General features: G+C 72.9%; 24 protein-coding genes. 16 read left to right on the top strand and 8 right to left on the bottom strand.

Annotated features, from left to right (window positions below; all coding sequences use genetic code 11):
• Window positions 1–137 precede the first annotated feature (137 nt).
• From AB0B85_RS20415 to AB0B85_RS20385, 7 genes are all read left to right on the top strand, one after another.
• Window positions 138–2,393, top strand: a complete 2,256-nt coding sequence (locus tag AB0B85_RS20415) for a hypothetical protein (RefSeq protein WP_357409483.1) — start codon at window positions 138–140, stop codon at window positions 2,391–2,393.
• A 25-nt stretch (window positions 2,394–2,418) separates the two neighbouring features.
• Window positions 2,419–2,910, top strand: coding sequence for an SsrA-binding protein SmpB (smpB, locus tag AB0B85_RS20410; RefSeq protein ID WP_355028660.1), 492 nt, complete (start codon window positions 2,419–2,421; stop codon window positions 2,908–2,910).
• Between the two features lie 139 nt (window positions 2,911–3,049).
• Window positions 3,050–3,442, top strand: coding sequence for an SCO5389 family protein (locus AB0B85_RS20405; RefSeq protein WP_357409480.1), 393 nt, complete (start codon window positions 3,050–3,052; stop codon window positions 3,440–3,442).
• A 274-nt stretch (window positions 3,443–3,716) separates the two neighbouring features.
• Window positions 3,717–4,136 (top strand): TOBE domain-containing protein, encoded by a 420-nt coding sequence (locus AB0B85_RS20400; RefSeq protein ID WP_357409478.1) that lies wholly within the window; start codon window positions 3,717–3,719, stop codon window positions 4,134–4,136.
• Entirely contained in the window at window positions 4,136–4,924 is a 789-nt protein-coding gene (gene modA / locus AB0B85_RS20395) for a molybdate ABC transporter substrate-binding protein (RefSeq protein ID WP_357409476.1), read from the top strand. The genes AB0B85_RS20400 and modA overlap by 1 nt, the downstream gene beginning before the upstream one ends.
• On the top strand, window positions 4,921–5,736 hold the full coding sequence (locus tag AB0B85_RS20390) for an ABC transporter permease (protein WP_357409474.1): 816 nt from the start codon (window positions 4,921–4,923) through the stop codon (window positions 5,734–5,736). The genes modA and AB0B85_RS20390 overlap by 4 nt, the downstream gene beginning before the upstream one ends.
• The gene (locus AB0B85_RS20385) at window positions 5,733–6,800 is read left to right on the top strand and encodes an ABC transporter ATP-binding protein (protein WP_357409472.1); all 1,068 of its coding nucleotides are present in this window, start codon (window positions 5,733–5,735) and stop codon (window positions 6,798–6,800) included. Before AB0B85_RS20390 ends, AB0B85_RS20385 begins: the two co-directional genes overlap by 4 nt.
• Before the next feature lie 102 nt (window positions 6,801–6,902).
• Here AB0B85_RS20385 and AB0B85_RS20380 read toward each other — a convergent pair whose 3' ends face one another.
• From AB0B85_RS20380 to AB0B85_RS20365, 4 genes are all read right to left on the bottom strand, one after another.
• The gene (locus AB0B85_RS20380) at window positions 6,903–7,316 is read right to left on the bottom strand and encodes a type II toxin-antitoxin system Phd/YefM family antitoxin (RefSeq protein WP_357409470.1); all 414 of its coding nucleotides are present in this window, start codon (window positions 7,314–7,316) and stop codon (window positions 6,903–6,905) included.
• 40 nt (window positions 7,317–7,356) lie between these two features.
• Window positions 7,357–7,929 carry a GNAT family protein gene (locus AB0B85_RS20375; protein ID WP_357409468.1) on the bottom strand — a complete coding sequence of 191 codons (573 nt, stop codon included), beginning with the start codon at window positions 7,927–7,929 and terminating at the stop codon, window positions 7,357–7,359.
• A gap of 93 nt (window positions 7,930–8,022) precedes the next feature.
• On the bottom strand, window positions 8,023–8,463 hold the full coding sequence (locus AB0B85_RS20370) for a hypothetical protein (protein ID WP_357409466.1): 441 nt from the start codon (window positions 8,461–8,463) through the stop codon (window positions 8,023–8,025).
• Between the two features lie 33 nt (window positions 8,464–8,496).
• Window positions 8,497–9,723: a hypothetical protein gene (locus AB0B85_RS20365; RefSeq protein WP_357409464.1), complete on the bottom strand. Its 1,227-nt coding sequence runs from the start codon at window positions 9,721–9,723 to the stop codon at window positions 8,497–8,499.
• Window positions 9,724–9,899: 176 nt separating this feature from the next.
• On the opposite strand from AB0B85_RS20365, the gene AB0B85_RS20360 reads away from it, so the two are divergent.
• From AB0B85_RS20360 to AB0B85_RS20345, 4 genes are all read left to right on the top strand, one after another.
• A complete protein-coding gene (locus AB0B85_RS20360; protein WP_357409607.1) occupies window positions 9,900–11,456 on the top strand; it encodes an NAD(P)/FAD-dependent oxidoreductase in 1,557 nt (518 codons plus the stop codon).
• A 68-nt stretch (window positions 11,457–11,524) separates the two neighbouring features.
• Window positions 11,525–11,863, top strand: coding sequence for a PadR family transcriptional regulator (locus tag AB0B85_RS20355; protein ID WP_357409462.1), 339 nt, complete (start codon window positions 11,525–11,527; stop codon window positions 11,861–11,863).
• Window positions 11,860–12,576 carry a hypothetical protein gene (locus AB0B85_RS20350; protein WP_357409460.1) on the top strand — a complete coding sequence of 239 codons (717 nt, stop codon included), beginning with the start codon at window positions 11,860–11,862 and terminating at the stop codon, window positions 12,574–12,576. The genes AB0B85_RS20355 and AB0B85_RS20350 overlap by 4 nt, the downstream gene beginning before the upstream one ends.
• Before the next feature lie 86 nt (window positions 12,577–12,662).
• Window positions 12,663–13,199 (top strand): alpha/beta hydrolase, encoded by a 537-nt coding sequence (locus AB0B85_RS20345; protein WP_357409458.1) that lies wholly within the window; start codon window positions 12,663–12,665, stop codon window positions 13,197–13,199.
• Between the two features lie 13 nt (window positions 13,200–13,212).
• Here AB0B85_RS20345 and AB0B85_RS20340 read toward each other — a convergent pair whose 3' ends face one another.
• Window positions 13,213–14,034 carry an RNA methyltransferase gene (locus AB0B85_RS20340; protein WP_357409456.1) on the bottom strand — a complete coding sequence of 274 codons (822 nt, stop codon included), beginning with the start codon at window positions 14,032–14,034 and terminating at the stop codon, window positions 13,213–13,215.
• A gap of 91 nt (window positions 14,035–14,125) precedes the next feature.
• On the bottom strand, window positions 14,126–14,944 hold the full coding sequence (locus tag AB0B85_RS20335; RefSeq protein WP_357409454.1) for a hypothetical protein: 819 nt from the start codon (window positions 14,942–14,944) through the stop codon (window positions 14,126–14,128).
• Window positions 14,945–15,093: 149 nt separating this feature from the next.
• Here AB0B85_RS20335 and AB0B85_RS20330 point away from each other — a divergent pair, with 149 nt between their 5' ends.
• Window positions 15,094–16,203 (top strand): tetratricopeptide repeat protein, encoded by a 1,110-nt coding sequence (locus tag AB0B85_RS20330; RefSeq protein ID WP_357409452.1) that lies wholly within the window; start codon window positions 15,094–15,096, stop codon window positions 16,201–16,203.
• A 33-nt stretch (window positions 16,204–16,236) separates the two neighbouring features.
• Here the strand turns inward: AB0B85_RS20330 and AB0B85_RS20325 are convergent, their stop codons facing one another.
• The gene (locus AB0B85_RS20325; RefSeq protein ID WP_357409450.1) at window positions 16,237–19,035 is read right to left on the bottom strand and encodes a CHAT domain-containing protein; all 2,799 of its coding nucleotides are present in this window, start codon (window positions 19,033–19,035) and stop codon (window positions 16,237–16,239) included.
• 73 nt (window positions 19,036–19,108) lie between these two features.
• Between AB0B85_RS20325 and AB0B85_RS20320 the strand changes: the two genes are divergently transcribed.
• On the top strand, window positions 19,109–19,507 hold the full coding sequence (locus tag AB0B85_RS20320; RefSeq protein ID WP_357409448.1) for a hypothetical protein: 399 nt from the start codon (window positions 19,109–19,111) through the stop codon (window positions 19,505–19,507).
• Window positions 19,504–20,406, top strand: a complete 903-nt coding sequence (locus AB0B85_RS20315) for a hypothetical protein (protein ID WP_357409446.1) — start codon at window positions 19,504–19,506, stop codon at window positions 20,404–20,406. Before AB0B85_RS20320 ends, AB0B85_RS20315 begins: the two co-directional genes overlap by 4 nt.
• 31 nt (window positions 20,407–20,437) lie before the next feature.
• Here AB0B85_RS20315 and AB0B85_RS20310 read toward each other — a convergent pair whose 3' ends face one another.
• Window positions 20,438–21,685 (bottom strand): MFS transporter, encoded by a 1,248-nt coding sequence (locus AB0B85_RS20310; RefSeq protein WP_357409444.1) that lies wholly within the window; start codon window positions 21,683–21,685, stop codon window positions 20,438–20,440.
• Between the two features lie 122 nt (window positions 21,686–21,807).
• Here AB0B85_RS20310 and AB0B85_RS20305 point away from each other — a divergent pair, with 122 nt between their 5' ends.
• Window positions 21,808–22,785 carry a LysR family transcriptional regulator gene (locus tag AB0B85_RS20305; RefSeq protein ID WP_357409442.1) on the top strand — a complete coding sequence of 326 codons (978 nt, stop codon included), beginning with the start codon at window positions 21,808–21,810 and terminating at the stop codon, window positions 22,783–22,785.
• Window positions 22,786–22,797: 12 nt separating this feature from the next.
• Window positions 22,798–23,190: a pyridoxamine 5'-phosphate oxidase family protein gene (locus tag AB0B85_RS20300; RefSeq protein WP_357409440.1), complete on the top strand. Its 393-nt coding sequence runs from the start codon at window positions 22,798–22,800 to the stop codon at window positions 23,188–23,190.
• The last annotated feature ends 199 nt before the right edge of the window (window positions 23,191–23,389 follow it).

The raw sequence follows: 23,389 nt of genomic DNA, 5'->3' as shown, positions 1-23,389 counted from the left end.
ACCTGTCGTCTGTCGTGCGCACCACGGCCCGGCCGCGCCGGGACGGTTGACCGGGTACGGGATGGGTAAGCCGGGGAGCCGCGTGGGTGGTCGCACGTCGACGACGCGCCGGCTGCCGCGCACACCTCGGGGGGCCCATGGCGGACGTGTCGCCGACCGGACCGACCACGTCGGGCGGGATGGTGGAGCTGCGGGTGCACGGCGTCTCCGGCGCGGGGGCGGACCAGGTGCTGGGCCGGCCGTACGTGCACCAGGTCGCCGGGGACCGCAGTGGCGGGTTCTACCGACCGCGCCCCGGTTACCCGGACTCGACCGGGACGGACGGGGTGACGCTCGAGGCGTACCGGTGGAGCGACCTGCCCTCCGGCACGGCCGTGCGGACGCTGTCGCTGGTGTTCCTGTTGCCGTTCATGCTCTGCAACGTGGCGCTGTGGATGCGCCCGGCGAGCCCCGCTTCGAAGCTCGGCTTCATGGCGCTGTGCCGGGTGCTCGCCCTCACCCTCACCATGCTCTATGTGCTCTCCATCGTCGGGGCGGCGTTGGACCTGGTCGCCTGGCGCTGCATGGACACCCCGTCGTGCCTGGCCGGGCGGAGTTGGCTGTCCTGGCTCGGTGAACGCCCGCCGGGGCTGCGCCTGGGTGTGCTGTCGTTGGTGCCGGTCGCCGCCATCGGGCTGGTCTGGTGGTTGGGCGCCCGACCGGGCCACTCGTTCGACGCGTTCCGGAGCCCGTCGACCCCGACCTCGAAACACCAGCTCAGCGCGGTCGGCCAGTGGGACGGCGAGCCGCTGGTGGGTCGGTTGCGCTCGGTCCACGTCGCGGCGGCGTTCGCCACCCTTGACGGCAGCCTGCTGGCCGCCCGGGCCAGCCAGCACCGCTCCTGGGTGATGGTGATCCTGCTGGCGGCCACCGGCGGGCTGCTGCTGGCCTGCCTGGTCCTGCTCACCGTGGTGCCGAGCATCGACCGCACCGACCCGGCACCCCGGGTGGACGCCCTCTTCCGCGGGCTGCGCACGATCGCCTGCGGTGTGACGATGCTGGTGATCGTGCACATCGTCATCAGCCCGGCCCCGTGGCCACACGGCGTCGCGCTGCCCGGCTACGGGGCGATCGTGGCCTGGCTGTTCGTCAGCCAGATGATGCTGATCACCGCCCTGGCCGCGCTGGTGCTCCGGCGGCGGGGCGGCGGGCAGCACGGGGCGCCGCTGCGCGCGTTGGGAGCGCCGGTCTTCGTCACGATCGCCGCCGGCCTCGCCGTGGCGTTCTCCGCCGAGCTGGTCTACCGGGTGGCGGACCTGCTCGATCGCGAGGGGACGACCGCGGACGGCCTGGAGACCAGCCCGCCCCTGGCGTACAAGTGGGCGATCTTCGGGTTCTTTCTGGCGGTGCTGAGCGCCCTGCTGGTGGCGGCGGTGATGACCAGGCTGACCCGGCGCGGGCGGCGGCGGGCCGCGCGGGCGATCGTGGCCGCCGACTTCCCGCTCGCGCCCCCGTCGGCGGCGGACCGGCTGCGCCGGGTCGAACAGGCGATCGCCCGCGCCCGGTTCACCGAGCGGTTGGAACCGCTCTCCGTGGTGTACGCCGGGCTGGCGGCGCTCGGCCTGTCGACAAGCGTGCTCGGTCTGCTCCAGCTCCCGCCTGGCGAACTGGCGCAGCGCTACGTCGGAGTGCCCGAGAGCATGGTCAACTTCCTGATCGGGTCGGGCAGCTACGCGATCGCCGCGATCCTGCTCGGCCTGGTGGTGGGAGGCATCTTCGCGTACCGGACCGCGCAGTTCCGCAGGTACGTGGGTGTGCTCTGGGACCTGGGCACGTTCTGGCCCCGGGCGGCGCACCCGTTCGCGCCGCCCTGCTACGCCGAGCGGGCCGTGCCGGAGTTGGCCAAGCGGATCTCCTACCTGGTGGAACAGGGGCAGGGCGTGCTGCTGGCCGGGCACAGCCACGGCTCGGTGCTGCTCGCCGCCACGGTGCTGCAACTGCCCACCCGGATCACCGACCGGGTCGCCCTGCTGACCTACGGCTCGCCTCTGGGTCGGTTGTACTCGCGGCTGTTCCCGGCCTACGCCGACGAGCCGGCGCTGCGCGAGATCGGCGAGCGGGTCGGCTGGCGCTGGATCAACCTGTGGCGCGACACCGACCCGATCGGCGGTTGGATCTTCGCCGCCCACCGGCCCGGAAAGGCCGAAACGCTCACCGGGCCGGCGGCGATGGTGGACCGCCGACTTGTCGACCCGGAGGATGTGGTGCCGGCGCCCAGCGACAGCGTCCCCCCACCGATCCTGGGACACTGGCCGTGTGAGTCGCAGGACGAGTTCGCGGCGGCGGTACGGGAGTTGACCGGGCAGCTGCGCCGAGGGCGACCCGCGGCCGACGGAGCCGGGCGGGCCGGCTGAGGCGGCGGCCGGATATCGTCGCGGGGTGAGCCCGTCCAAGCAGCCCGAACGCCGGTTGATCGCGTCGAACAAGAAGGCCCGCCACGAGTACACGGTGCTGCGGACGTACGAGGCGGGCATCGTGCTGGTCGGCACCGAGGTGAAGTCGCTGCGCGAGGGGCGGGCCTCGCTGGTGGACGCGTTCGCGCACGAACGCGACGGTGAGATCGTGCTGTACGGCCTGCACATCGCCGAGTACGCCTACGGCACGTGGACCAACCACGCCCCGCGTCGCAACCGCAAGCTGCTGCTGCACCGGGCCGAGATCGACCGGATCCTGGACAAGGTCCGCGAGGGCGGGGTGACTCTGGTCCCGCTGTCGATGTACTTCGAGAACGGCTACGCCAAGGTCGAGTTGGCCCTGGCCAAGGGCAAGCGCTCCTACGACAAGCGGCAGACGCTTGCCGAGCGGGACGCCAACCGGGAGATCGCCCGCGAGCTGGGTCGGCACCTCAAGGGCCATCCCCGCCGACCCTGACCTGCTGTCATTCCCAAATTCCCCGGGCGGGTCGTGGCGCGCCACGCCCGCTGATCGTTGACGTCCGTCCGATGACGTGGTCTGCTCGGTCGACGCCGTTAATGAAAACGGTAATCATTAGCTGAAGCGGAGGAGAACCATGTCACTCACCGTCCCGCCCGCCCTGCTCGACGCCGCCGAACGCGGCCCCGTCGACGACGAGGCCTTCATCGCCTGCGTCCGCGACTCACTCCCGTACGCCTGGGCCACCGTCAGCCGGGTGGTGGCCGAACTGGCGGCCGGCGACGCCGACCTGGCCGACAACGTCGTCGCGCCGCCCACCGACGCCGATCGGGGACAGTTGCTGCGCGCGCTGGCGAGCGACGCGATCCGCGCCGGCCTGGAACGGCACTTCGGCGTACGCCTGGCCTTCCAGAACTGCCACCGCGTCGCCGCGTTCCGCCCGTCGGCTGTCGACGGGGAGCGCTACCGCCGCTTCGTGTCGACCCGTGGCCAACTGCTCAACCAGTCCCCCGAACTCCGCAACTGCTGAGCGGGTCGTCGGGGCGGGCGGAGCCGCCACGGCCCGCCCGCCCCGCGCCCCCGCGCCCCGCTGGGCGCGGGGCTCGCCTCGGATGGTCACGCTCGATCCGGGAAGTAGTGGCCTCACCGACATCCCGATGCCACTACTTCCTGGATCGAGCACGATCTTGCGCCGTGACCGGGGTCGATGGCCGCAACTGCCGGCATCGACGTCCTGTCGACGTGGGTGGATGCGGCCCGGATGGGCCTTTTGGGCTCGCAGGTGCGGGGGTTAAGGTGGGCCGGTGACGACGTACCGGATCGGAGAGGCCGCCGACCTGCTCGGCGTCAGCGCCGACACCATCCGCCGCTGGGTGGACGCCGGGCGACTCGCCGCCGGGCGCGACGAGCACGGTCATCGGATCATCGACGGCGTCGACCTGGCGGCTTTCGCCCGCGCCCAGGCCGCCGACCCGGACGCGGGCGCCGAGCTCTCCTCAGCCCGTAACCGGCTGCGCGGCATCGTTGTCGACGTCCGCAAGGACGCCGTCATGGCCCAGGTCGACATCCAGGCCGGCCCGTTCCGGGTCGTGTCGCTGATGAGCCGGGAGGCGGTCGACGAGTTGGATCTGCAGGTCGGGTCGGTGGCCGTCGCGGTGATCAAGTCGACGACCGTGGTGGTGGAGCGGGCCGCGCCCGGTCCGGCCCGGGGACGGGCGACCTGATGAGCGCGCGGGCGGTGCGCACGCCGGTTGCCGCACTCGTGGCGGCGGTGGCTGTCGCCGGCTGCGGGGCTGGCGGTGACCAGTCGTCCGGTGGGGCCGACGACGGTCGGGTCACCGGCACGGTGACGGTCTTCGCAGCCGCCTCGCTCACCGAGTCGTTCACCCGCATCGGCAAGGACTTCGAGGCCGCGCACCCGGGCAGCACCGTGACCCTCAACTTCGCCGGCAGCTCCGCGCTGGCCAACCAGATCAACCAGGGTGCCCCGGCGGACGTGTTCGCCTCGGCCTCCCCGACGAACATGACAACTGTCACCAAGGCCGGCGCCGCCGACGGCGCACCGAGCGTCTTCGCCCGCAACCAGTTGGTGATCGCGGTGCCCCGGGGCAACCCGGCAGCTGTGACCGGGCTGGCCGACCTGAGCCGGCCCGGCGTGAAGGTGGCGCTCTGCGCCAACCAGGTTCCCTGCGGGGCGGCCGCCCGCACCGCCCTGGACGCGGCCGGCGTCACGCTGACCCCGGTCACCCTGGAGCAGGACGTCAAGGGCGCGCTCGCCAAGGTGAAGCTCGGCGAGGTCGACGCCGCCCTGGTCTACCGCACCGACGCGCGGGCCGCGAGCGCCGACGTGACAGGCGTCGAGTTTCCCGAGTCGGCGCGGGCGATCAACGACTACCCGATCGTGGCGTTGCGGGACGCGCCCAATCCGGACGGCGCGCGGGCTTTCGTCGCGTACGTCACCTCGACGCCGGCGCGGGCCATCCTCGCCGAGGCGGGTTTCCAGGCGCCATGAGCGCCGTCCTCGAACACGCCACCTCGCGACGGCGCGGGCGGGTGCCGGTGGCGCTGGTGATCCCCGCCGGGCTGGGGCTGCTCTTCCTCGTCCTGCCACTCGTCGGTCTGGTCGTCCGGGCACCCTGGGCGACCCTGCCGCAGCGGCTCACCGCGCCGGGGGCGCTCACCGCGCTGCGACTGTCGGTGCAGACCGCGACCCTGGCCACAGTGCTCTGCCTGCTGCTCGGGGTGCCGCTGGCCTGGGTGCTGGCCCGGGTCGAGTTCCCCGGCCGCCGACTGGTCCGCGCGTTGGTCACCGTGCCACTGGTGCTGCCCCCGGTGGTCGGCGGGGTGGCGCTGTTGCTCGTCTTCGGGCGACGAGGGCTGCTCGGCGGTTGGCTGGACGCCACGTTCGGCGTCACCCTGCCCTTCACCACCACTGGCGTCGTGGTGGCCGCGTCGTTCGTCGCCATGCCGTTCCTGGTCATCGCCGTGGAGGGGGCGCTGCGCGCCGCGGACCACCGTTACGAGGAGGCCGCCGCCACGCTCGGCGCCGGGCGGTGGACCACCTTCACCCACGTCACGTTGCCGCTCGTGGCCCCCGGGCTGGCCGCCGGGGCGGTGCTCTGCTGGGCGCGGGCACTTGGCGAGTTCGGGGCGACAATCACCTTCGCCGGCAACTATCCCGGTCGCACCCAGACCATGCCGCTCGCCGTCTACCTGGCCCTGGAGACCGACCTGGAGTCCGCGATCGTGCTCAGCCTGGTGCTGCTCGTCGTGTCGGTGGGCATTCTGGTGGCCCTGCGGGAGCGCTGGATGACGAGCGCATGAGGTCCGCGCTGCTCGACGCCCGGCTCGTCGTCGACCGGGGTGCCTTCCGACTGGACGTCCCGCTGCGGGTGGCACCCGGCGAGGTGGTCGCGCTGCTCGGGCCGAACGGTGCCGGCAAGACCACCGCGTTGCGCGCACTGGCCGGGCTGCAGTCCCTCACGGCGGGGCACGTCACGCTCGACGGCGTCGACCTGGACCGGCCGGCGGAGCGGGGCTGGGTGCCCACCGAACGCCGACCGATCGGTGTGGTCTTCCAGGACTATCTGCTCTTTCCGCACCTCAGCGCCCTGGACAACGTGGCCTTCGGGCCGCGCCGGCACGGGGTGGACCGGCGGGCCGCCCGCGCCACCGCCCGGGACTGGCTGGGCCGGGTGGGGCTCGCCGCGCACGCGCACCGCCGCCCCCGGCAGCTCTCCGGCGGTCAGGCCCAGCGGGTGGCGCTGGCCCGCGCGCTGGCCGTGTCGCCGGCACTGTTGCTGCTTGACGAGCCGCTCGCCGCGCTGGACGCCCGCACCCGGCTGGACACCCGCGCGGAGCTGCACCGGCACCTGTCCGGGCACCCCGGCGCGACGGTGCTTGTCACCCACGACCCGCTGGACGCCCTGGCGTTGGCCGACCGGCTGGTCATCGTCGAGGGTGGCCGGGTGGTGCAGGAGGGCGACGGGCCGAGTGTCACCGCTCGTCCGCGCACCGACTACGTGGCCCGCCTGGTCGGGCTGAACCTCTACCGGGGCTCCGCCGAGGGGCACGGGGTACGCGTCGCGCCCGAGCTGACCCTCACCGTCGCCGACCGGTTGGACGGCGAGGCGTTCGTGGCGTTCCGCCCGGCGGCGGTGGCCCTGCACCCGTCCCGGCCGGAGGGCAGCCCGCGCAACACCTGGGCGGGCACGGTGGCCGGCGTCCAGCGGCACGGCGACAACCTGCGGGTGCAACTGGACGGCCCGATCGGGGTGGCCGCCGACGTCACGCCGGCCGCCGCCGCCCAACTGCGGCTGATCCCCGGGCAACGGGTCTGGGCGGCGGTCAAGGCGACCGACACGCACGCGTACCCGGCGGTCGGGTGACCGCCGGGCCACGGACCCGCCGGCCCGCGCGGGCGGCACAGCCGGCGCGCACGCGGTGAGCCGGCCCGACGCGGTCGGCGGACGAGCGGCCCGTGGATGCGGTCAGCCGGCGAGCAGGTCGTGGTGTGCCGCGCGCAGTCGGGCCAGCGTGGGGTCGCTGCCCGGGACGACCCGGCGATCCAGCTCGGCCCACGCCTCGGCCAGCGCGGTGCGGATCGCGGCCAGCTCGGCGGCGTGCCGTTGGGTGCTGCGGCGGTGCTGCTCGTCGAGCCGGCGCGCCCAGCCAGCGGTGACAGTGGCGAGCCGGTCGGCGTCGGCGCGGGCCTGGGCGCCGCTGCGGGCGGCCACGGCGGGAACGATCGCGGCGACCGGGCGGGGATCACCGTCGCGGGTGACGACGGTGACCGCGTCGGTCAGCTCGGCGAGCGCGACGAGCTGACCGAACCGGGTGCGCGCCTCACGCAGCGGCACGGAACGCGGCGGGTCGGGACGGGGGGTGAGCGCGGGGACGGCCATGGATGGATGGTGCCGCCGGGGTACGACAAAAGCGCCGTCGTCAGTGGACTGTCGGCTGCGAGGTGGCGGGCTGGGCCAGCCACTCGTCGGCGAGGACCGACCAGACCTCCAGGTCGATGCGTCCGCGCGGGCTCGGGTAGAGCTGGCGCAGGGTGCCGTCGTGGCGCAGGCCGAGGCGGCGGGCCAGGGCGATGCTGCGGGCGTTTGCGGCATTGGTCCGCCACTCGACCCGCTTGATGCCGCGCTCGCGGACCGCCCAGTCGACGATCCGGCGGATCGCCGGGGCGACAATGCCCCGTCCCTGTGCCGCCGGCTCCAGCCAGCAGCCGACCTCGCAGATGCCGAGCACGACGTCGAACGACACGAACATGACGCCGCCGACGAGCGTGCCGTGCCACCACAGCCCCCAGATGCCGCCGGTGTCGCTGGCCCACCGGTCGGCGTACCGCTGCAAGACCGCGCGGGCCGACGGCAGGTCGGTGGCGACGAACGACGGCGACACCCAGGGCTGGATGTGCTCCCGGGCCCGGTCCAGGTGGGCGAGGAACTCCTCGGCCCGCCACGGGTTCAGCGGGCGCAGCTCGACCCCCTCGGTCAGCGGCAGGGCGAACACCGGACCTCCACTCGGGTAGGGCGCCAGGGACGGGGAGCAGCCTCGCACAGGCTCGTCGCCGTGGTCCCCGCCGGGCCCCGGCTGTCCGCGCGCTCAGCCGGGCAGGTGGGTACGCAGTGCCGCGAACTGCGCCACTGTCAGGTACGACGGGTTGCCCGCCTGCGGTTGACGGAACACCTCCAGGGCGGCGAGCCGCTCGTCAGCGCGGAGTCGCCGCCGGGGCACCCGGTCCCGTTCGGCGAGGATGGGCAGGTCCAGCGGCACCGACCAGGGCTGCCCCGGCGGGCCTGGCTCGGCCGGCCCGGTGACCCGACCGATCCCCCACAACCCGTAGGGCAGTCGCGTGCGACTGCCGCTGGCCCAGAAGACGACAGGTTGTCCGGCGCCCATCAGCCGCGCCCGGTAGCCGGGGCGTACGCACCAACGTGTCACCTGCGGGTCCCGGGCGAACCGGGTGGTCAGGTCGACCAGGTCGGCGTTGCCCTTGATCAACCAGGCCCCGAGGTCGTCGAGGCGCACCAGCGGCTCGCTCACCCCCACCTTCTGCCCGGTCGACGGCCAGCCCAATCAGATGATCATGTGGGTCCAGTAGGTGAGCCAGAGCACGAACAACGCACCCTGCACCACGGCGAGGCTCGCGGTCAGCCACACGTCGATGCCGCCGTGGCGGGCCCACCGGGCCAACACCAGGGCCACCGGGAACGCGGCGAGCAGGTACCGCAGCAGGCTCCGGTACACCGCCGGGCCCATCGACAGCGGCACCAGCACCATGAGTACGCCGTACACCAGGTAGGCCAGTTCCCGGCGGCGGAACCCGGCGACCAGGACTGCCAACACGGCCACGGCGAAGAGGACCCGGGCGGCGTCGCGGGGCTCCCCGGCCAGCCCGTTCAGCAGCACCGGCAACGGGTTCTGCACCTCGATGCCCCATCCGGTCTGCTGGGCGTGCTGGTAGGCGAACCAGTCCCCGCCGCGCCAGCGGCAGAACGCCATGAAGGTGAACCAGCCGGCGGGCAGCAGCAGCAACGGCCAGCCGGTGCGTAGGTGGCCGAGCAGGGCGCGGGGGCCGAGCCGCCAGTCGTGCTGGCGCAGCAGGACCAGGGCCAGCGGCAGCGCGACGAGCAGGCCGACCGATCGGCTCATCGCCAGGAAGTAGCCCAGCACACCGACCAGCAGCCATTGGCGTCGCTCGGCGTGGTAGAACGCGGCCAACGCGAGACAGACGAAGAGCGACTCGGTCAGCGCCGCCTGGAACAGGAACGCGGTCGGCAGCAACACCAGGTACCTGGTGAACCGGCGGGCCGCGGGCGGGTCGCCGAGCAGCACCTCGGCCAGCCGGTAGCCGTACCAGAGCGCCAGCAGGAACGCGACGTTGCTGATCAACAGCAGGGCCAACGCGTTGTCGCCGCCGAGCAGCGCGCCGACCGGCCGGGCCAGGAACGGGTAGAGCAGCGGAAAGCCGAAGTCCCGCCACGGCCCGGTCAGGGGCAGCTCGCTCAGCCGCAGGTAGAGCAGCCCGTCCCAGGCGAACCAGAAGGAGATCCACCGGTGCCCGGAGATGTCGCGCTGCTGCGCCCACATCAGCGCCTCGTCCGGCGGCGGCGCCCCGGGCACGCCGTCCCACGAGTGCAGGACCAGGAGCCCGAGCAGGGTGAGCAGCAGCTTCGCGCCGAGGAACAGGCCGATCACGTACGGCCAGGGCGGCGGCACCCGGCGGGCCAGCCGCGCTCCGACCCGGCCTGCCGCGGCCACTCGGACGGCCAGCGTCGCCGCGCCGCTCCGCCACCGGTGCATCCGCCCCGCCCCCCGGTTCGCCGGTCCACCCGCCGCACAGGAGTGTGGGCCAACCCGTTGTACGCCGCCAGACGCCACTCCGGAGCGGAAACGATCGTTGACCGGGAGTGACATTCGGCGCAGAACGGGTAGGCGCGGCGCCTCCGACGATGACGCAGGACAGGGAGTGCGGCGGCATGGGCGAGCAGCACGGCACGGTGGTCATCGGCGCGGGACCGGCAGGGCTCACGGCGGCGTACGAACTGCTCCGGCACGGCCGGACGGTGCGGGTCTTCGAGGCCGACGAGGTGGTCGGCGGGATCAGCCGGACCGTGGAACGCGACGGGTGGCGGTTCGACATCGGCGGGCACCGGTTCTTCACGAAGGTGCCCCGGGTGGAGGCGTTCTGGCACGAGATCCTGCCCGACGAGGACTTCCTGACCCGGCCCCGGATGAGCCGGATCTTCTACCGGGGCGCCCTGTTCAACTACCCGCTCAGCGCCGGCAACGCCCTGCGCAACCTGGGGCTGTCGGAGGCGGCCCGCTGCCTCGGCTCGTACGCCCACGCCCGGCTCCGGCCGCCCCGGGACCAGTCGCACTTCGAGGGCTGGGTGTCGGCCCGGTTCGGCTGGCGGCTGTATTCGATCTTCTTCAAGACGTACACCGAGAAGGTCTGGGGGATGCCGGCGGACCGGTTGCAGGCGGACTGGGCCGCGCAGCGGATCAAGAACCTGTCACTGGCCACGGCGATCCGCAACGCGCTGCTGCCCAAGCGGTACCGCACTGACGTGACAAGCCTGATCGAGCAGTTCCAGTACCCGAAGTACGGGCCGGGGATGATGTGGGAGCGCTGCGCGGAGCAGGTGCGCCACCGTGGCGGGCACATCTCCACAGGCAGCTGGGTCACCGCCGTGCACCGCGACCCGGCACGCCGGCGAGCGATAAGCGTGACGGTGAACGGCACTGGCGGGCAACGCACCGAGGCGGCCGACCACGTGATCTCGTCGATGCCGATCTCGGAGCTGGTGTCCGCGCTTCACCCGCCGGCGCCGCCGGAGGTGCTGGCCTGCGCCGCCGACCTGCGCTACCGCGACTTCCTGACGGTCGCGCTGGTGGTGCCGGCGGAGTTCTCGTTCCCGGACAACTGGATCTACGTACACGATCCGGGGGTGCGGGTGGGCCGGATCCAGAACTTCGGCTCCTGGTCGCCGTACCTGGTCAAGGACGGCCGCACCTGCCTGGGCCTGGAGTACTTCGTGTTCGAGGACGACGAGATGTGGCGTACCCCGGATGCCGACCTCGTGACCCTGGCCACCGCGGAGCTGGAGCGGCTGGGGTTGGCGCGGCCCGGCGTGGTGGAGGCCGGCTACGTCGTGCGGATGCCGAAGGCCTACCCGGTGTACGACGAGCGCTACCAGCACAACGTGGACGTGATCCGGGGGTGGCTGGCCGAGGCGGTGCCGAACGTGCACCCGGTGGGGCGCAACGGCATGCACCGCTACAACAACCAGGACCACTCGATGCTCACCGCGATGCTCACCGCCGAGAACATCGCCACCGGCACTACGCATGACGTCTGGACGGTCAACGTCGAGCAGGACTACCACGAGCAGTCCTCCGGCGGCGACCGGCGCGGCACGGGCCGGGACGCGCCGGTGCTGCCCAGCCGGATCGTCGCCACCCCGATCGCCACTCCCGAGGGTGTGCGTGCCGCCGGGACCGCCGAGCGGCCGGCGCAGGTGCCGCTGGGCTGACACCGGCTCCTGGAGCGCGCCACCCACGATAGGTTGTGTGGCAATCTAGATTGCCATACTATCTATGCGTGACTCAGTGGCCCGCCGAATGGCTCAGAGGGGCACTCACTCTCTGCGTGCTCGGCGTGCTGGCCGACGGACCGGAGTACGGCTACGCCATCGCTCAACGACTGGACGATGCCGGGCTCGGCACCGTCAAGGGCGGGACTCTCTATCCGCTGCTCGCTCGGCTGGAGATGGACGGGCTCGTGCGTTCGACGTGGCAGACCGGGGCTGCGGGCCCGGGCCGCAAGTACTTCGCTCTCACCCCAGCAGGTCACCGTGACCTGGCGAACCGCTCCCGGGACTGGGACCGGTTCGTGGACGCGACCAAGCGCACGCTCACGACCTCCCAGGAGACGCCATGATTCATGCTCGTCAGGTGATGGACCCGTGGCGCGACACCCTCATCACCGAACTGCGGCTGCGGGAGGTGCCCGGCAACCGCATCGGTGAGGTGCTGGCCGAGGTGGACGCCTACTGCGCCGACAGCGGCCAGACGCCCACCGAAGAATTCGGCGACCCCATCACCTACGCCCAGTCACTGACAGACGTACACGCCCCGGGCCGACGCCCGGGGGATGCGGTACGCAAGATTCTGCTGCCCACCGCTCAGGCGTTCGCGACACTGACCGGAGTCTTCGCGCTTCTCGACGGGGTAGACGGGCTGGTGCACAGCGGGCCGGCCGAGGTGACCTTCGGGCAGGTGGCGGGTGTCGCTGTCGGCACCGCCGTGTTCCCGCTCGTCCTGGCAGTCGTGTTCCGTCCGGCGCTGTTCCGCCGTGGCCGGGCCCGGGCGATTCTCATGGCGGTCGTACCCATGGTGCCGGCGGCCCCGGTGGTGCTGTGGTCCACGCCGATCGCCCATGTCTCGGCGGTGACACTACTGACCGCAGGCCTGTTTCTGCTGGCCGCCGCATGGTGGCCGATCGCCTCGGATCGCATCTTCGCTGATCGGATCATCGACCCACGCACCGGTGCGGAGCCCTTCACCACCCCACCCATGCTGCTCGCGGTCGTCCGCTGGCTGCTGCCGGCCACGTTGCTGCTCGCGGTTGTGCTGATCGTCCTGATTCCCTGACTGCTCGGGTTCTCGCCTCGCGGGGCGCCGGAGGCGCTCGGGCGGATCACGTGGTTGGATCTGGACGTCGATCCGAAGGGGGCACTGTGGGGCGCAGGGCGATCATCTTCCACGGGACCGGCGGCAACCCGGACGTCGTCTGGTACCGCTGGCTGGCCAGGCGACTGGAGGCCCGGGGGTACGCGGTCGAGGTGCCGCACCACCCGGGCATCAACGTCGAGCCGATCGCCACCTTCCTGCCGAAGGTGCTCGACGGGCACCGCTTCGACGAGGACACCGTCCTGGTGGGCCACTCCGGCGGCGCGGCGCTCCTGCTGGCGCTCCTTGAGCACATCGACGCGACAGTCGCCCAGGCGATCCTGGTCGCCGGCTACTGCACCCCGCCCAACACCAGCGAGGAACCGGTCCTGCAGCAGAGCTACGACTGGGCCGCGATCCGGTCCCACGTGCGCGACATCTACTTCATCAACTCGACAAAGGACCCGTACGGCTGCGACGACCGCCAGGGGCGCGCCATGTTCGAGCGACTCGGCGGCACCCAGATCGTGCGCGACGACGGGCACTTCGGCGACTACGACCAGCCGTACGAGCGTTTCGAACTGCTCGACCGGCTCATCCCCTGACGCGCGGAAGCCGTCATTTGTGGGCCCGCTGGCGGGCCGACTCGTACAGGACGACCGATCCGGCCGTGGCGGCGTTCAGGGAGCTGGCCATGCCCACCATGGGGATCCGGATCAGGTGGTCGCAGGCGTCGCGCCACGCCGAACTCAGCCCGGCCGTCTCGTTGCCGACCACCAGCAGGGTCGGCCTGGTGAAGTCGTACTCCGCCGCCTCCACCGCACCACTCTCGTCGGTCCCCACCACCTGCACGTCGACGCCGTCGGCGCGGATCGCCTCGACCCAGTCGAGCACCGCCCGGTGCGAGGGCACCCGCACCGCGGGGACGGAGAAGAGCGAGCCCGTGCTGGCCCGGACCGACCTGGGGTCGTAGACGTCGGCGGCGTGGCCGGTGACGATGACGCCACCGGCGCCGAAGGCGTCCGCCGAGCGGACCAGCGTCCCGATGTTGCCGGGACTGGTGGGCCTGTCGAACACGACGGCGAGCAGGTCCGGACCGGCCGGGATGCGACCGAGGTCGTCATCGGGCAACGCCACGACGGCGAGCAACTCCGGGGCGGTGTCCGCCTTGCCGCCCAGCTCGACCATCAGCTCGCCGGCGACGGCGACCACTGTCGCACCGGCCGCGTCGAGGGTCTCGCGCGCCCAGGCGGACAGGTGCGCGTCCGCGTTGTAGAGGAGCTGGCGGACCTGCCACCCGAGTTGGATCGCCAGCGTGATGGGTCGGACGCCCTGAACGAGGAACTCGCCGCTGCGCTGACGCTTGGTGCGGTTGCCCAACAGCGCCTCCCACTGTTGGAACCGCGCATTGCGAGTTGTCACCCGTAGAACCGCCACCAACCCCGCCTCCGTCGCGTCTGGCGCACCAGAACCTACCGAGCGTACTGGGGTGGGTGGTTCCTGGTCCCGCGAGCCTGCTGATGGAGGGTCCTCAGCCCGACAGGTGCGGGCAGTACGCCACAGTGGCGTCGTCCGGTGCCTGACCATCGGGGCCGCCGCCGGCTTCGGCTTCGGCCTGCCGGACGCGACGGATGAGGCCGGCCGGGCCGTCGGCGGCGAGCAGGTCCAGCACACCTTGCCAGTCGGTCCGGCGGTACGGGTCGACGAGGCGGCTGGCGCCGTTGCTGAGCAGCGCGATGCCGTTCAGGTCGGCGAGGCGCCGGCTGCCGGTCACCGCCTCCCACGCCGCCCGGGGGTCGTCCTTGGCGATCCAGTAGCCGCCCGGCCGGTTCCGGCGGGCGCGCAGCGCCGTGGCGCAGGAGGCGCGGACGCTGTCGTACTCCGGTGTCCCCCGGGCGACACCGCTCAGCGGCACGGAACAGTCGCGCCGGGCGACCACCTCACGCTCGTCGGTGATCACCTGCGGGCCGCCGTCGGTCTGGTCGAGGACGAGGTAGGAGTCCGCGAGGAGCAGATAGTCCAGCCGGCCCCGGTGGGCGCGGGCCAGTACGACTGTCGCCTGCGGGCTACGGGGATCCACGATGTCGCAGGTGTGCCGGTGTGCGGCGGCGACCTCGTCGATGGCGGTGGCGAGGGCGGCCGCGAGGTCCCGTCCGTCGCCGGCCGACAGCAGGCCGAGCAGCGCGCCGCCGAGGCGGTGGGTGTACCAGGCGACCCCGTGCCGGCAGAGCGACTCCGCTCCCGGGATGCCGGCGCCGTCCAGCAGGACGACAGCGCCGGGCACCGCACCGACGAAGTCCTCGTTGCCCCGGTCGGTCCGGCCGGCGCTGGTGGCCAGGCTGACGTGCACTGTCGGCCTCCTGACTGCCCGGCCGCCGCCCGGGCGCACGGGTCGCCACCGAGACGGAATCGAGCGGGAGCGATATGGTGTGACGTCGACCCGTAGCCTGCCATCGGGGACGGGTCGGACGGTCGTCGACACTGCGGGAGGTGCGTGCGGTGGGCAGATGGTTCAACCGCAGCCGTAGACGCGACGACGCGCCACCCCGCGAATCGACGTCGTCCGGGCCGGTCATCGAGATAACCGTCACCCAGGACGGCCGTTCGGTTACCGAGACCATCGGTGGTCCGACGGCCTTCGGGCTGCAGTACCACGCCTATCACGACCAGTACGGCGCGACAGACGCCCGGACGTTGGAGGCGGGGTCGCGTTACGCACAGGAGTTGATGCGCACCAACGACATCGACGAAGCCGTGACCGTCTACCAGGAGATCGTCGGGTTGCGCAGCTCCGCACTGGGGCCGACACATCCGGACACCCTGCGCAACAAGCACAGCCTGGCCTTCGCGCTCTGGCAGCGCGGCTCGCACGCCGACGCGGAGCGGGTGCAACGAGACGTCTACCAGGCGCGGCGCCGGGTGCTCGGCGACGGGGACGCCGAGACGTTGCGCAGCGGAAACAACCTCGGCTGGGTGCTCATCGAGCTGGGTCGGTTCGACGAGGCCGAGCCGCTGCTGCGGCAGGTCGCCGACGGCATGGTGCGGACGTTGGGCAGGGACGACCCGGACACCCTGTCCTGCCAGATGAAGCTGGCCGGACTCCACCACCTGCAGGGGCGCAGCAAGCAGGCCGAGCGGGCCCTGCGCGACGTGGTCCGGCGGCTGACCAGGACGCTGGGCCCCACCAACCAGGTGACGCTCCAGGCCCGCAGCAACCTGCTTGTCGTCCTGCTCGACGCCGATCGGGCGGCCGAGGCGGTCGACGAGGCCCGAACGCTCGCGGACGACGCCGGGCGCGTGCTCGGCAACACCGATGGCGTACGCCTGCACGCCCGGCACTCGCTGGCCAGAGCGCTGGCCGGAGTGGGCCGGCGGGCCGAGGCGATCCGGTTGCTCGCCGACACCCTGCCGGACAGCGAACGGGGCCGGGGCGCGGACCATCCGGCGACCCTGGAGATGCGGACTCTCTTCGCGATGCTGCTGGTCGAGGCGGGTGACCGGCGGGCGGGCCAGGAGGCGCGGGCCGCGCTGGCCGGGTGCGAACGCGTGCACGGCCCGACCCATCCGCACACGGAGAAGGCCCGGGAACTGGTCCGGCTCACCCGCTGACCCCGACCGGGCGGCGACGCCGGCGGGCGACGGTCAGCCGCCGGTGTGGATGTGCGCCGCCCACAGCGTCGGTGCCACCGGGTAGCGGTCCCGTAGCGCCCGCACTGCCGAGTGCAGCGCGTACGCCGGGGCGCCGGTCGGGTCGCCGTGCGCGTAGAAGGCGGTGGTCAGGGCGAGGGAGACCGCGTCGTCGATCTCCCACAGGGTGCCGATGACGTGCCGGAACCCGGCGAGCTGGAAGGCACCGGTGATGTGCAGCGACTCGTCGACAAGGGTCAGCGGGGCCTGGGCGGTCGCGCAGGCCGCCAGGAAGGCGAACTCCGCGTCCAGGTCGAGCCGGGACACGTCAGCCACGGTGAGTGGGCTGTCCTGGTGGTCGTGCACCAGCAGCCGGCCCTGCGCCGGGTCGTGCGGATCGGCCACCGCGTGGCAGGCGAAGTGCGCGTACGCCGAGCCGGACAACCGGTCCAGGACCTGCTGCCGGGTGGCCGTCGTGTCCAGCCCGAGCCACGCTCCGGGTAGCGCTGCCGACGCCGACGCAGCCTCGCGTTCGGCGCTGGGCAGCGCTCCCGGGCCGCCGGGGGTGGCGCGCATCGCCACGACGCAGGAGCGGGCGTCGGGCCGGGACGGCCGCGGGTCGGTGGGTTTGCGGGCGAGCGCTGTCACCGTCGGCGTGTAGGAGGAGACCACCCGGTCGAGGGCGGACCGGCCGGCCCCGGCCTGGGCGGCGTGCAGGGGGAAGAACGCCAGCGGGCCGACCGGGCACCACCAGACGCGGGGCAACTCGCCGGCTGCCCCGGGCGCGTCGACCCGGTCCAGCACCGGCCCGACGAGGACCTGCCACAACCATTCCAGTACGCCGGTGAGCACCGACTGGGCGCGCAGTCGGCTGCGGGCGTCCGCCGCCGGGTCGGACGCGGTGGTGGTGGCCTCCTGGAGCAGCCGCAGGTGCGTCATCGCGTCGGCAAGCGACAGATCCGGTAGCGGCAGCACCGTCACGCGGTGCTCCCGCAGGATGAGCGCGTCGCAGCGCAACTCGCTCGCGATCGGCACGATCACGGTCCGGTCGACCTGGTCGAGCAGCTGCCGGGCGCTTGGTGGGCGCAGAAAACCACCGAGGCCGGGCAACTCCCGGATCGTTGCCAGCAGCACGTTCCACTCGGTCTCCCGGTCCCGGCCGAAGGTGGTGGGTCGGGGGGACTCGGGGACGGGCGCTTCGAAGTCCCGACGCATCCGCTGGAAGTCGGCCGCCAGACGCCCGTCGGCGCGTTGCAGTGCCGCCCACTCGCCGTCCGCCGTCAACCGCTGGTGCAGCAGCAGGCCCCGACCACGTTCCAGCAGCTCCAGAGCGCGCTCCGGCTGCCCGGCGCCGATCGCGCAGGAGGCGGCCGTCGCCGCCAACCCGGCCGTCGAGCCGAGGTCGGCGTACTGGTCGTGCCGGGTACGGCCCCGGGAGGCCAGCCGGGGCAGCAGCGTGATGGCCTCGTCGAAGGCATCCGTCGCTTCCTTCCATCGACCCAGCGCGGTAAGCGTGTAGGCCGCCTTGTCGAAGGCCTGGATCCGGACCGGCACCGCGCCGGAGTCGATGCGCCCGGCGGCGAGCGCCTGCTCGGTGGCCTCGGTCAGCAGGGCTTTCTCGCCGGTACGCAGGTAGGTGGCCCGCAACGCCTGGGCGATGGACAACCCGGTCTCGACACGCCGCGGATCGCGCGCGGGCAGCGCGTCCAGCGCTCCGCGCAGCAGGACGAGAGCCTCTTCCAGATAGGCGGGCTCCCCGGTGGCGTCGTAGAGCAGCCGGAGGCTGTAGCCCAACTGGTCCAGGTACAACGCATGGTTGGCCTCGCCGCGTACGGACAGCGCGAGCGCCCGGCGTAGCAGGCCGATCGCGACCTCCAGGGCAGAGACGTCACCCGTCAGCTGGTGCGTCTTCATGCCGACGGTGGAGAGGCTGGCGAGCGCCATCCGATGGTGCGGGTGCCGCTCTCCGACGGTGCTCAGCGCTGCGGCGAACTCCTCCCAGGCCTGGCCGAGCAACTCGGCGCGGCCGGTGCGGTCGACCAGGGTGAGCAACGTCTGCCCGAGCAGGAAACGCGGCTCGTAGCTCTGCGGGGTGTGTTCCCGCAGCAGCGCGACGGCCCGTTCGACATCGGCGGTGTGGGTGGTCCCGGTCGCCCTGGCCAGCAGGCACCTGGCTCGCAGCACGACGATCTGGTCCTGGTCGGGCCCGACGGTGTCCACCGGGGACAGCAGCTCCAGCGCCTCGTCGACGTAGTCCTCCACCCCGGTGAGCTGGTAGGCGCGCAACAGCGCCTCCGCGTGGATGCCTCGCAACGCGGGCCGCTGCTCCTCGCTGATCCACTGCTCGGCCATCGTGGCGATGGCCGTGAGCCGGTAGAGCGTGTCGACCGAGCCGTCGAAGTCGTGCCGGACCCGAAAGACCTGGCAGGTCTTGAGCATCAGCACCGCGCTGTTGCCGAGGTCGGCAGAGGTGTCCTCCGCGAACCGCAGATACTGCTCGGCGATGTCCAGCAGCTGGGGCTCACTCTCGATCCGGGCTCTGGCCAGCAGCACATCGGTGTACGTGGCCAGCGCGCGCAGACCGTGCGCCGTACCCAACTCCTCAGCCAGGAAGGAGTCGGCCATCGTGCGGATCGCGGCCTCCAGCACGACGGTGGCCTCGATCAGGCCCTCCCGCGCCCGGTCCGCGTCGTACCTGTCGAGCAGCGCGGCCCCCAGCTCCACCTGGGCCTCGGCCCACCGCCGGTCCCCGCGCCGCTGCCCGGCCGCGACACGACGCCAGTGGTCGACGGCGTCCCTCGCAAAGCGACTCACTGGCGCACCCTCCCCTCGCGGTTGCCCCCAGCCTGCCAGCCGCGCGCCGACATCGACAGGAGATAATCAACCGATGAGTCACTCGGTGCCGGACAGGCGACTCGACGACGACCGGGCGGCCCGGCTGGCCCGGATCTGCGCCGACATCGCGCAGGTGGGCGACCTGCTCGGGCCGGCACCGGCCCAGGCCCTGGCCCGACTGCGCGACCGTCAGCGGTCCGACCAGGGCGTGGACGCGGTGTTCGCCGAGGTGACCGAGTTGATGCGGGTCGGCGGGCTGGTCGGTGGTGACCCGATCGTCCGGGGACACCGCTACCTGCCCCTGGCCGGCATCCACGGCCGCCGCCCGGAGGTGGTCCAGGTGTGCCCCGGTGATCTGTGCGACCGGGTGGAGATCCCCCGGCCGGACGCCGACCCGCCGCGCTGCGCCGTGTGGGACTGCCCGCTGACGACGTTTCGGATGGACACGTGAACGCGGTGATCGCCTCGCTCGGCGGCAAGCTGGCGGAGCGGTGGCTCGCCGGGCTGGCGCTGCCCGGTGTGGTGTTCGTGGCGGTGTACGCCGCGGCGGTGCGGCTCGGCCACGCCCACTGGTGGGACCTGCGGCTGCTGCGGCAGGAGCTGGACCGGATCATCCTCGGGACGCCGACCCGGAGCACCGGCTCCGCGCTGCTGATCGTGCTCGGTGTCGTGCTGGCCAGCGTCGTCGCCGCGACGGCCGCGGAGAGCCTGCAACGCCTGGTCGTGACCCTGTGGACGCAGGACTGGGGCCGGGCCGGCGAGGTCGTGGCCCGTCGGCGGCGGCGCCGCTGGCACGCCGCCGTGGACCGCTACGAGCAGGCCCTGCGGGACAAGGCACGCCGGTTGCGGTCTGGCGACGGCGCCACCGGACCGCTGCCGGACACCCAGGCGCTCGCCCGCGCCTGCGACCGGATCGCGGTGACCGAGCCGGACCGGCCGACCTGGATCGGTGACCGCATGCTCGCCACGGCGGTACGGGTGCGGGCCTGCTACGGCCTGGACCTGGCCGCGGCCTGGCCCCGACTGTGGTTGCTGCTGCCCGAGGAGGCCCGGGACCCGCTCGCCCTGGCGCAGGCCGACTTCACCGCCGCCGCCCGACGGGTGGGCTGGGGGCTGCTGTACCTGACGCTCGGCCTGCTGTGGTGGCCTGCGCTGGTCATCGGCCTCGGCCTGTGCCTGGCGGGTTGGCGACAGGGCCGCGGCACCGTGTCGGTACTTGCCGACCTGGTGGAGGCGGTGGTCGACCTGCACGTGCGCGCCCTCGGCGCGGCGCTGGGACATCCCACCGAGGGCACCTTCGGCACGGCCGACGGCGCGGCGGTGACGGTCCTGCTCCGCAAGGACCGGTGATCCGGGCGACCGGTCCGCCGCGCCGGGTGGGTCACCCGACCCGGACGCCGTCGGCCGGCGGGACCGGCTCCGGGCTCGCCCACTGTGACCGCCGGGGCAGCAGCAGCGGGGTGGCGAGCAGGAGTACGCCGGCGACGGTGATCGCGGCCAGCGGGCTGGTGCCGGCGGCGAGCGCGCCCCAGCTCACCGTCAGGACGGCCTGCAGGAGTCTGCTGCTGGCGCTCCAGGTGCTCAGCACCCGGGCGGTGTGCGACACCGGGGTCCGTTGCAGGCGTTCGGTCGCGTGGACCGGGTTGAAGATGCCCATGCAGGTGATCAGCAGGCCCTCGACGATGATCACGGTGAGGAGCCCGGGGACGCCGGGACTGACGAACGCGAGACCGAGTGGGAACACCGATCGCAGCCACCCGGAGACGATCATGACCCGGTGCCGGCCGTACCGGTGCGCGAGCCGGGCGGACAGCCGGGCACCGACGAACCCGCCGAGCGCCGGGATGCCGAAGGCGAGACCGTACTGCCAGGCCGGGAGGTGGTACTCGCCGAGCAGGAGGACGGCCAGCAGCGGGGCGGTGGCCATGATGAGGCCGCCGACCAGCACCGAGTTGAGGAACAGGCCCCGCAGCACGCGGTCGCCGAGGATGAGTCGCCACCCGTGCGACAGGTCGGCGGGGCGCAGCCGGGTGACCCCGTCGCGGGGCGAGGCGACATCGCCGCCCCGGATACGCAGCACCGCGAACGCGGACAGCAGGTAGCTCAGCGCGTCGGCCAGGACCGTGACGACCGGGCCGAGCAACCCGACGAGCGCACCGCCGAGGGGCGGGCCGACCGCTGTCGCCGTCCAGGTCGTGCCCTCGAACCTTCCGTTCGCCACCAGCAGGTGCTCGCCTCGGACGAGATGCTTCAGGTACGCGCCGGACGCGGCGGTGAACGCGATGCTCGCCGTCCCGGAGACAACCGAGACAACCAGCAGTTGGCCGTAGGACAGCACGCCGAGGGCGTACGCGATCGGCACACTCACCATCGCGGCGAACCGGACCAGGTCCATCCCGATCATCACCGGGCGCTTGGCCCGGTGCTCGACCCACGGCCCGAGCGCGACGGCGACGATCGCCGCGACGGCCGGCCCGACCGCCTCCAGCAGCGACACGGCGAACGCCGACGAGTCCAGCACCCGCACCGCGAGCAGCGCAAACGCGCCGAAGGCGAGCCACGTGCCGTAGGCGCTGACCCCGTAGGCCGACCACAGCCGACCGAAATCCGGCCCCAACCGTGTAGGCATGCGCCTCCCCCTGACAGCCGACGTTGCGGTCGGGGCATCCCACCGCACGAGCCGCCGGAGGATCAAACAACGGGTATCCGGGCGAGTCACAACCACAGGTTGTGGCTGGGCATAATCCACAGGTGGATACCGAGGCGGTGCGGTCGTTCGTCCGGGCGGCGGAGCTGGGGCAGCTGCAACAGGCCGCCGACGAACTCGGCGTGACGCAACAGGCCGTGTCCAAGCGGATCGCGGCCCTCGAACGGGAACTCGACGTGCGGTTGTTCACCCGTACCGCCCGAGGGGTCGAGCTGACGCTCGACGGCCAGGCCCTCCTCCCGCACGCCCGGGGCGTCGTCGCCGGAGTCGACAGTGCCGTCGCCGCGATCAGACCGGGCTCGCGGGCCCTGCGGATCGACGTGCTGGGCCTGCGATCCGCGCAGGCCGTCGTCCTGCACGACTACTGGCTGTCGCATCCGGAAACCAACCTCGACGTGGTGACCCTGCGGGTCGACGATCCGCGCGAGGCCGCCGCGGCGATCCAGGCCGGCGACATCGACGCCTCGTTCCGCTCGGTCACCGACGTGGCCGCCCTGCCGCGCGGCTTGCGGATGATCCACGCGTTCGACTCCCCGCTGGAACTCCTCGTCGGCCCGCGGCACCCGCTGGCCGCCGCACGAGCACTGACCCCGGCGCGGCTGCGCGGCCATCGGATCTGGGTGCCGGGCATCAGGGCGCGCAGCGAGTGGGCGGACTTCTACGACCAGCTCGCCACCGACTTCGACCTCCGCATCGACGCGGCGGGGCCGCACTTCGGCGACGAGGTTCTGCTCGACGTCCTCGCGGACTCCGCCGACGTGGCCACCCTCGTCGGCTCGCGCGACAGGTACCTCTGGCCGGCGAACCACGACCTGCGCCGCATCCCGATCGGGCGTCCGACGCTCGCGTACCCGTTGTCGCTCATCCTGCCCCGGGCGAACCCGCACCCCGACCTGCGGGCGATCATCGACCACCTGGCGAGCCTGACCCCGCTCCCGGCGGAGACCTGGCGCCCGTCCTGGGCCCCGGCGGCTGTGGACGCGGCTCCGCCGGGCCGCGGCACCCTCGCCGAGCCGTTGTGATCCACTTGCCGGATGACCGGGCCCGCCCCCGCTCCGCCGAGCGACGTCGTCCTCCGCCTGTCGCGGGAGCGCAACGTCTGGCTCTGTACGGTGCGGCGCGACGGTTCCCCGCGCCTGACGCCGGTCTGGTTCGTCTACGCCACCGGGACCTGGTGGATCGGCTGCGACAGCCGCAGTGTCAAGGTCGGCAATATCCTGGCTGACCCCCGGGTGTCCCTGGCCCTGGAGGGCGGCGACGCGCCGGTCGTGGCCGAGGGCGTCGCCCAGGTGCACAGCGCGTTCCCGGACGCGATCGTCACCACGTTCGCGAGCAAGTACGGCGGGTGGGATGTCAGCCGGGGAGACGGCCGGGTGCTTCTGGAGATCCCCGTCCGGCGGTGGCTGCTTGCCGGCACGGCCCAGTAGGCGGGCCTTCGCGCACACGATCGTGGCGGTGCGGGTCCAGGCGTGGGCGGGAGATGGTGGACAGGTGGTGGGGGGGGGGGGGGGGCCGGGCCCCCCCCCCCCCCCGGGGGCCGGGGCCCCCCCCCCCCCCCGGCGGGGGGGGGGGGGGTTTGCGGGGTGGTAAGAGGGCTGGGGGGTTAAAGCGAGGTCGGACACACGG

This window comes from Micromonospora sp. NPDC049044, from assembly GCF_040649215.1.
Classification (GTDB): domain Bacteria; phylum Actinomycetota; class Actinomycetes; order Mycobacteriales; family Micromonosporaceae; genus Micromonospora.
The sequence above is the reverse complement of the archived record's forward strand: the minus strand, read 5'-3'. Positions and strand labels throughout refer to the sequence as shown.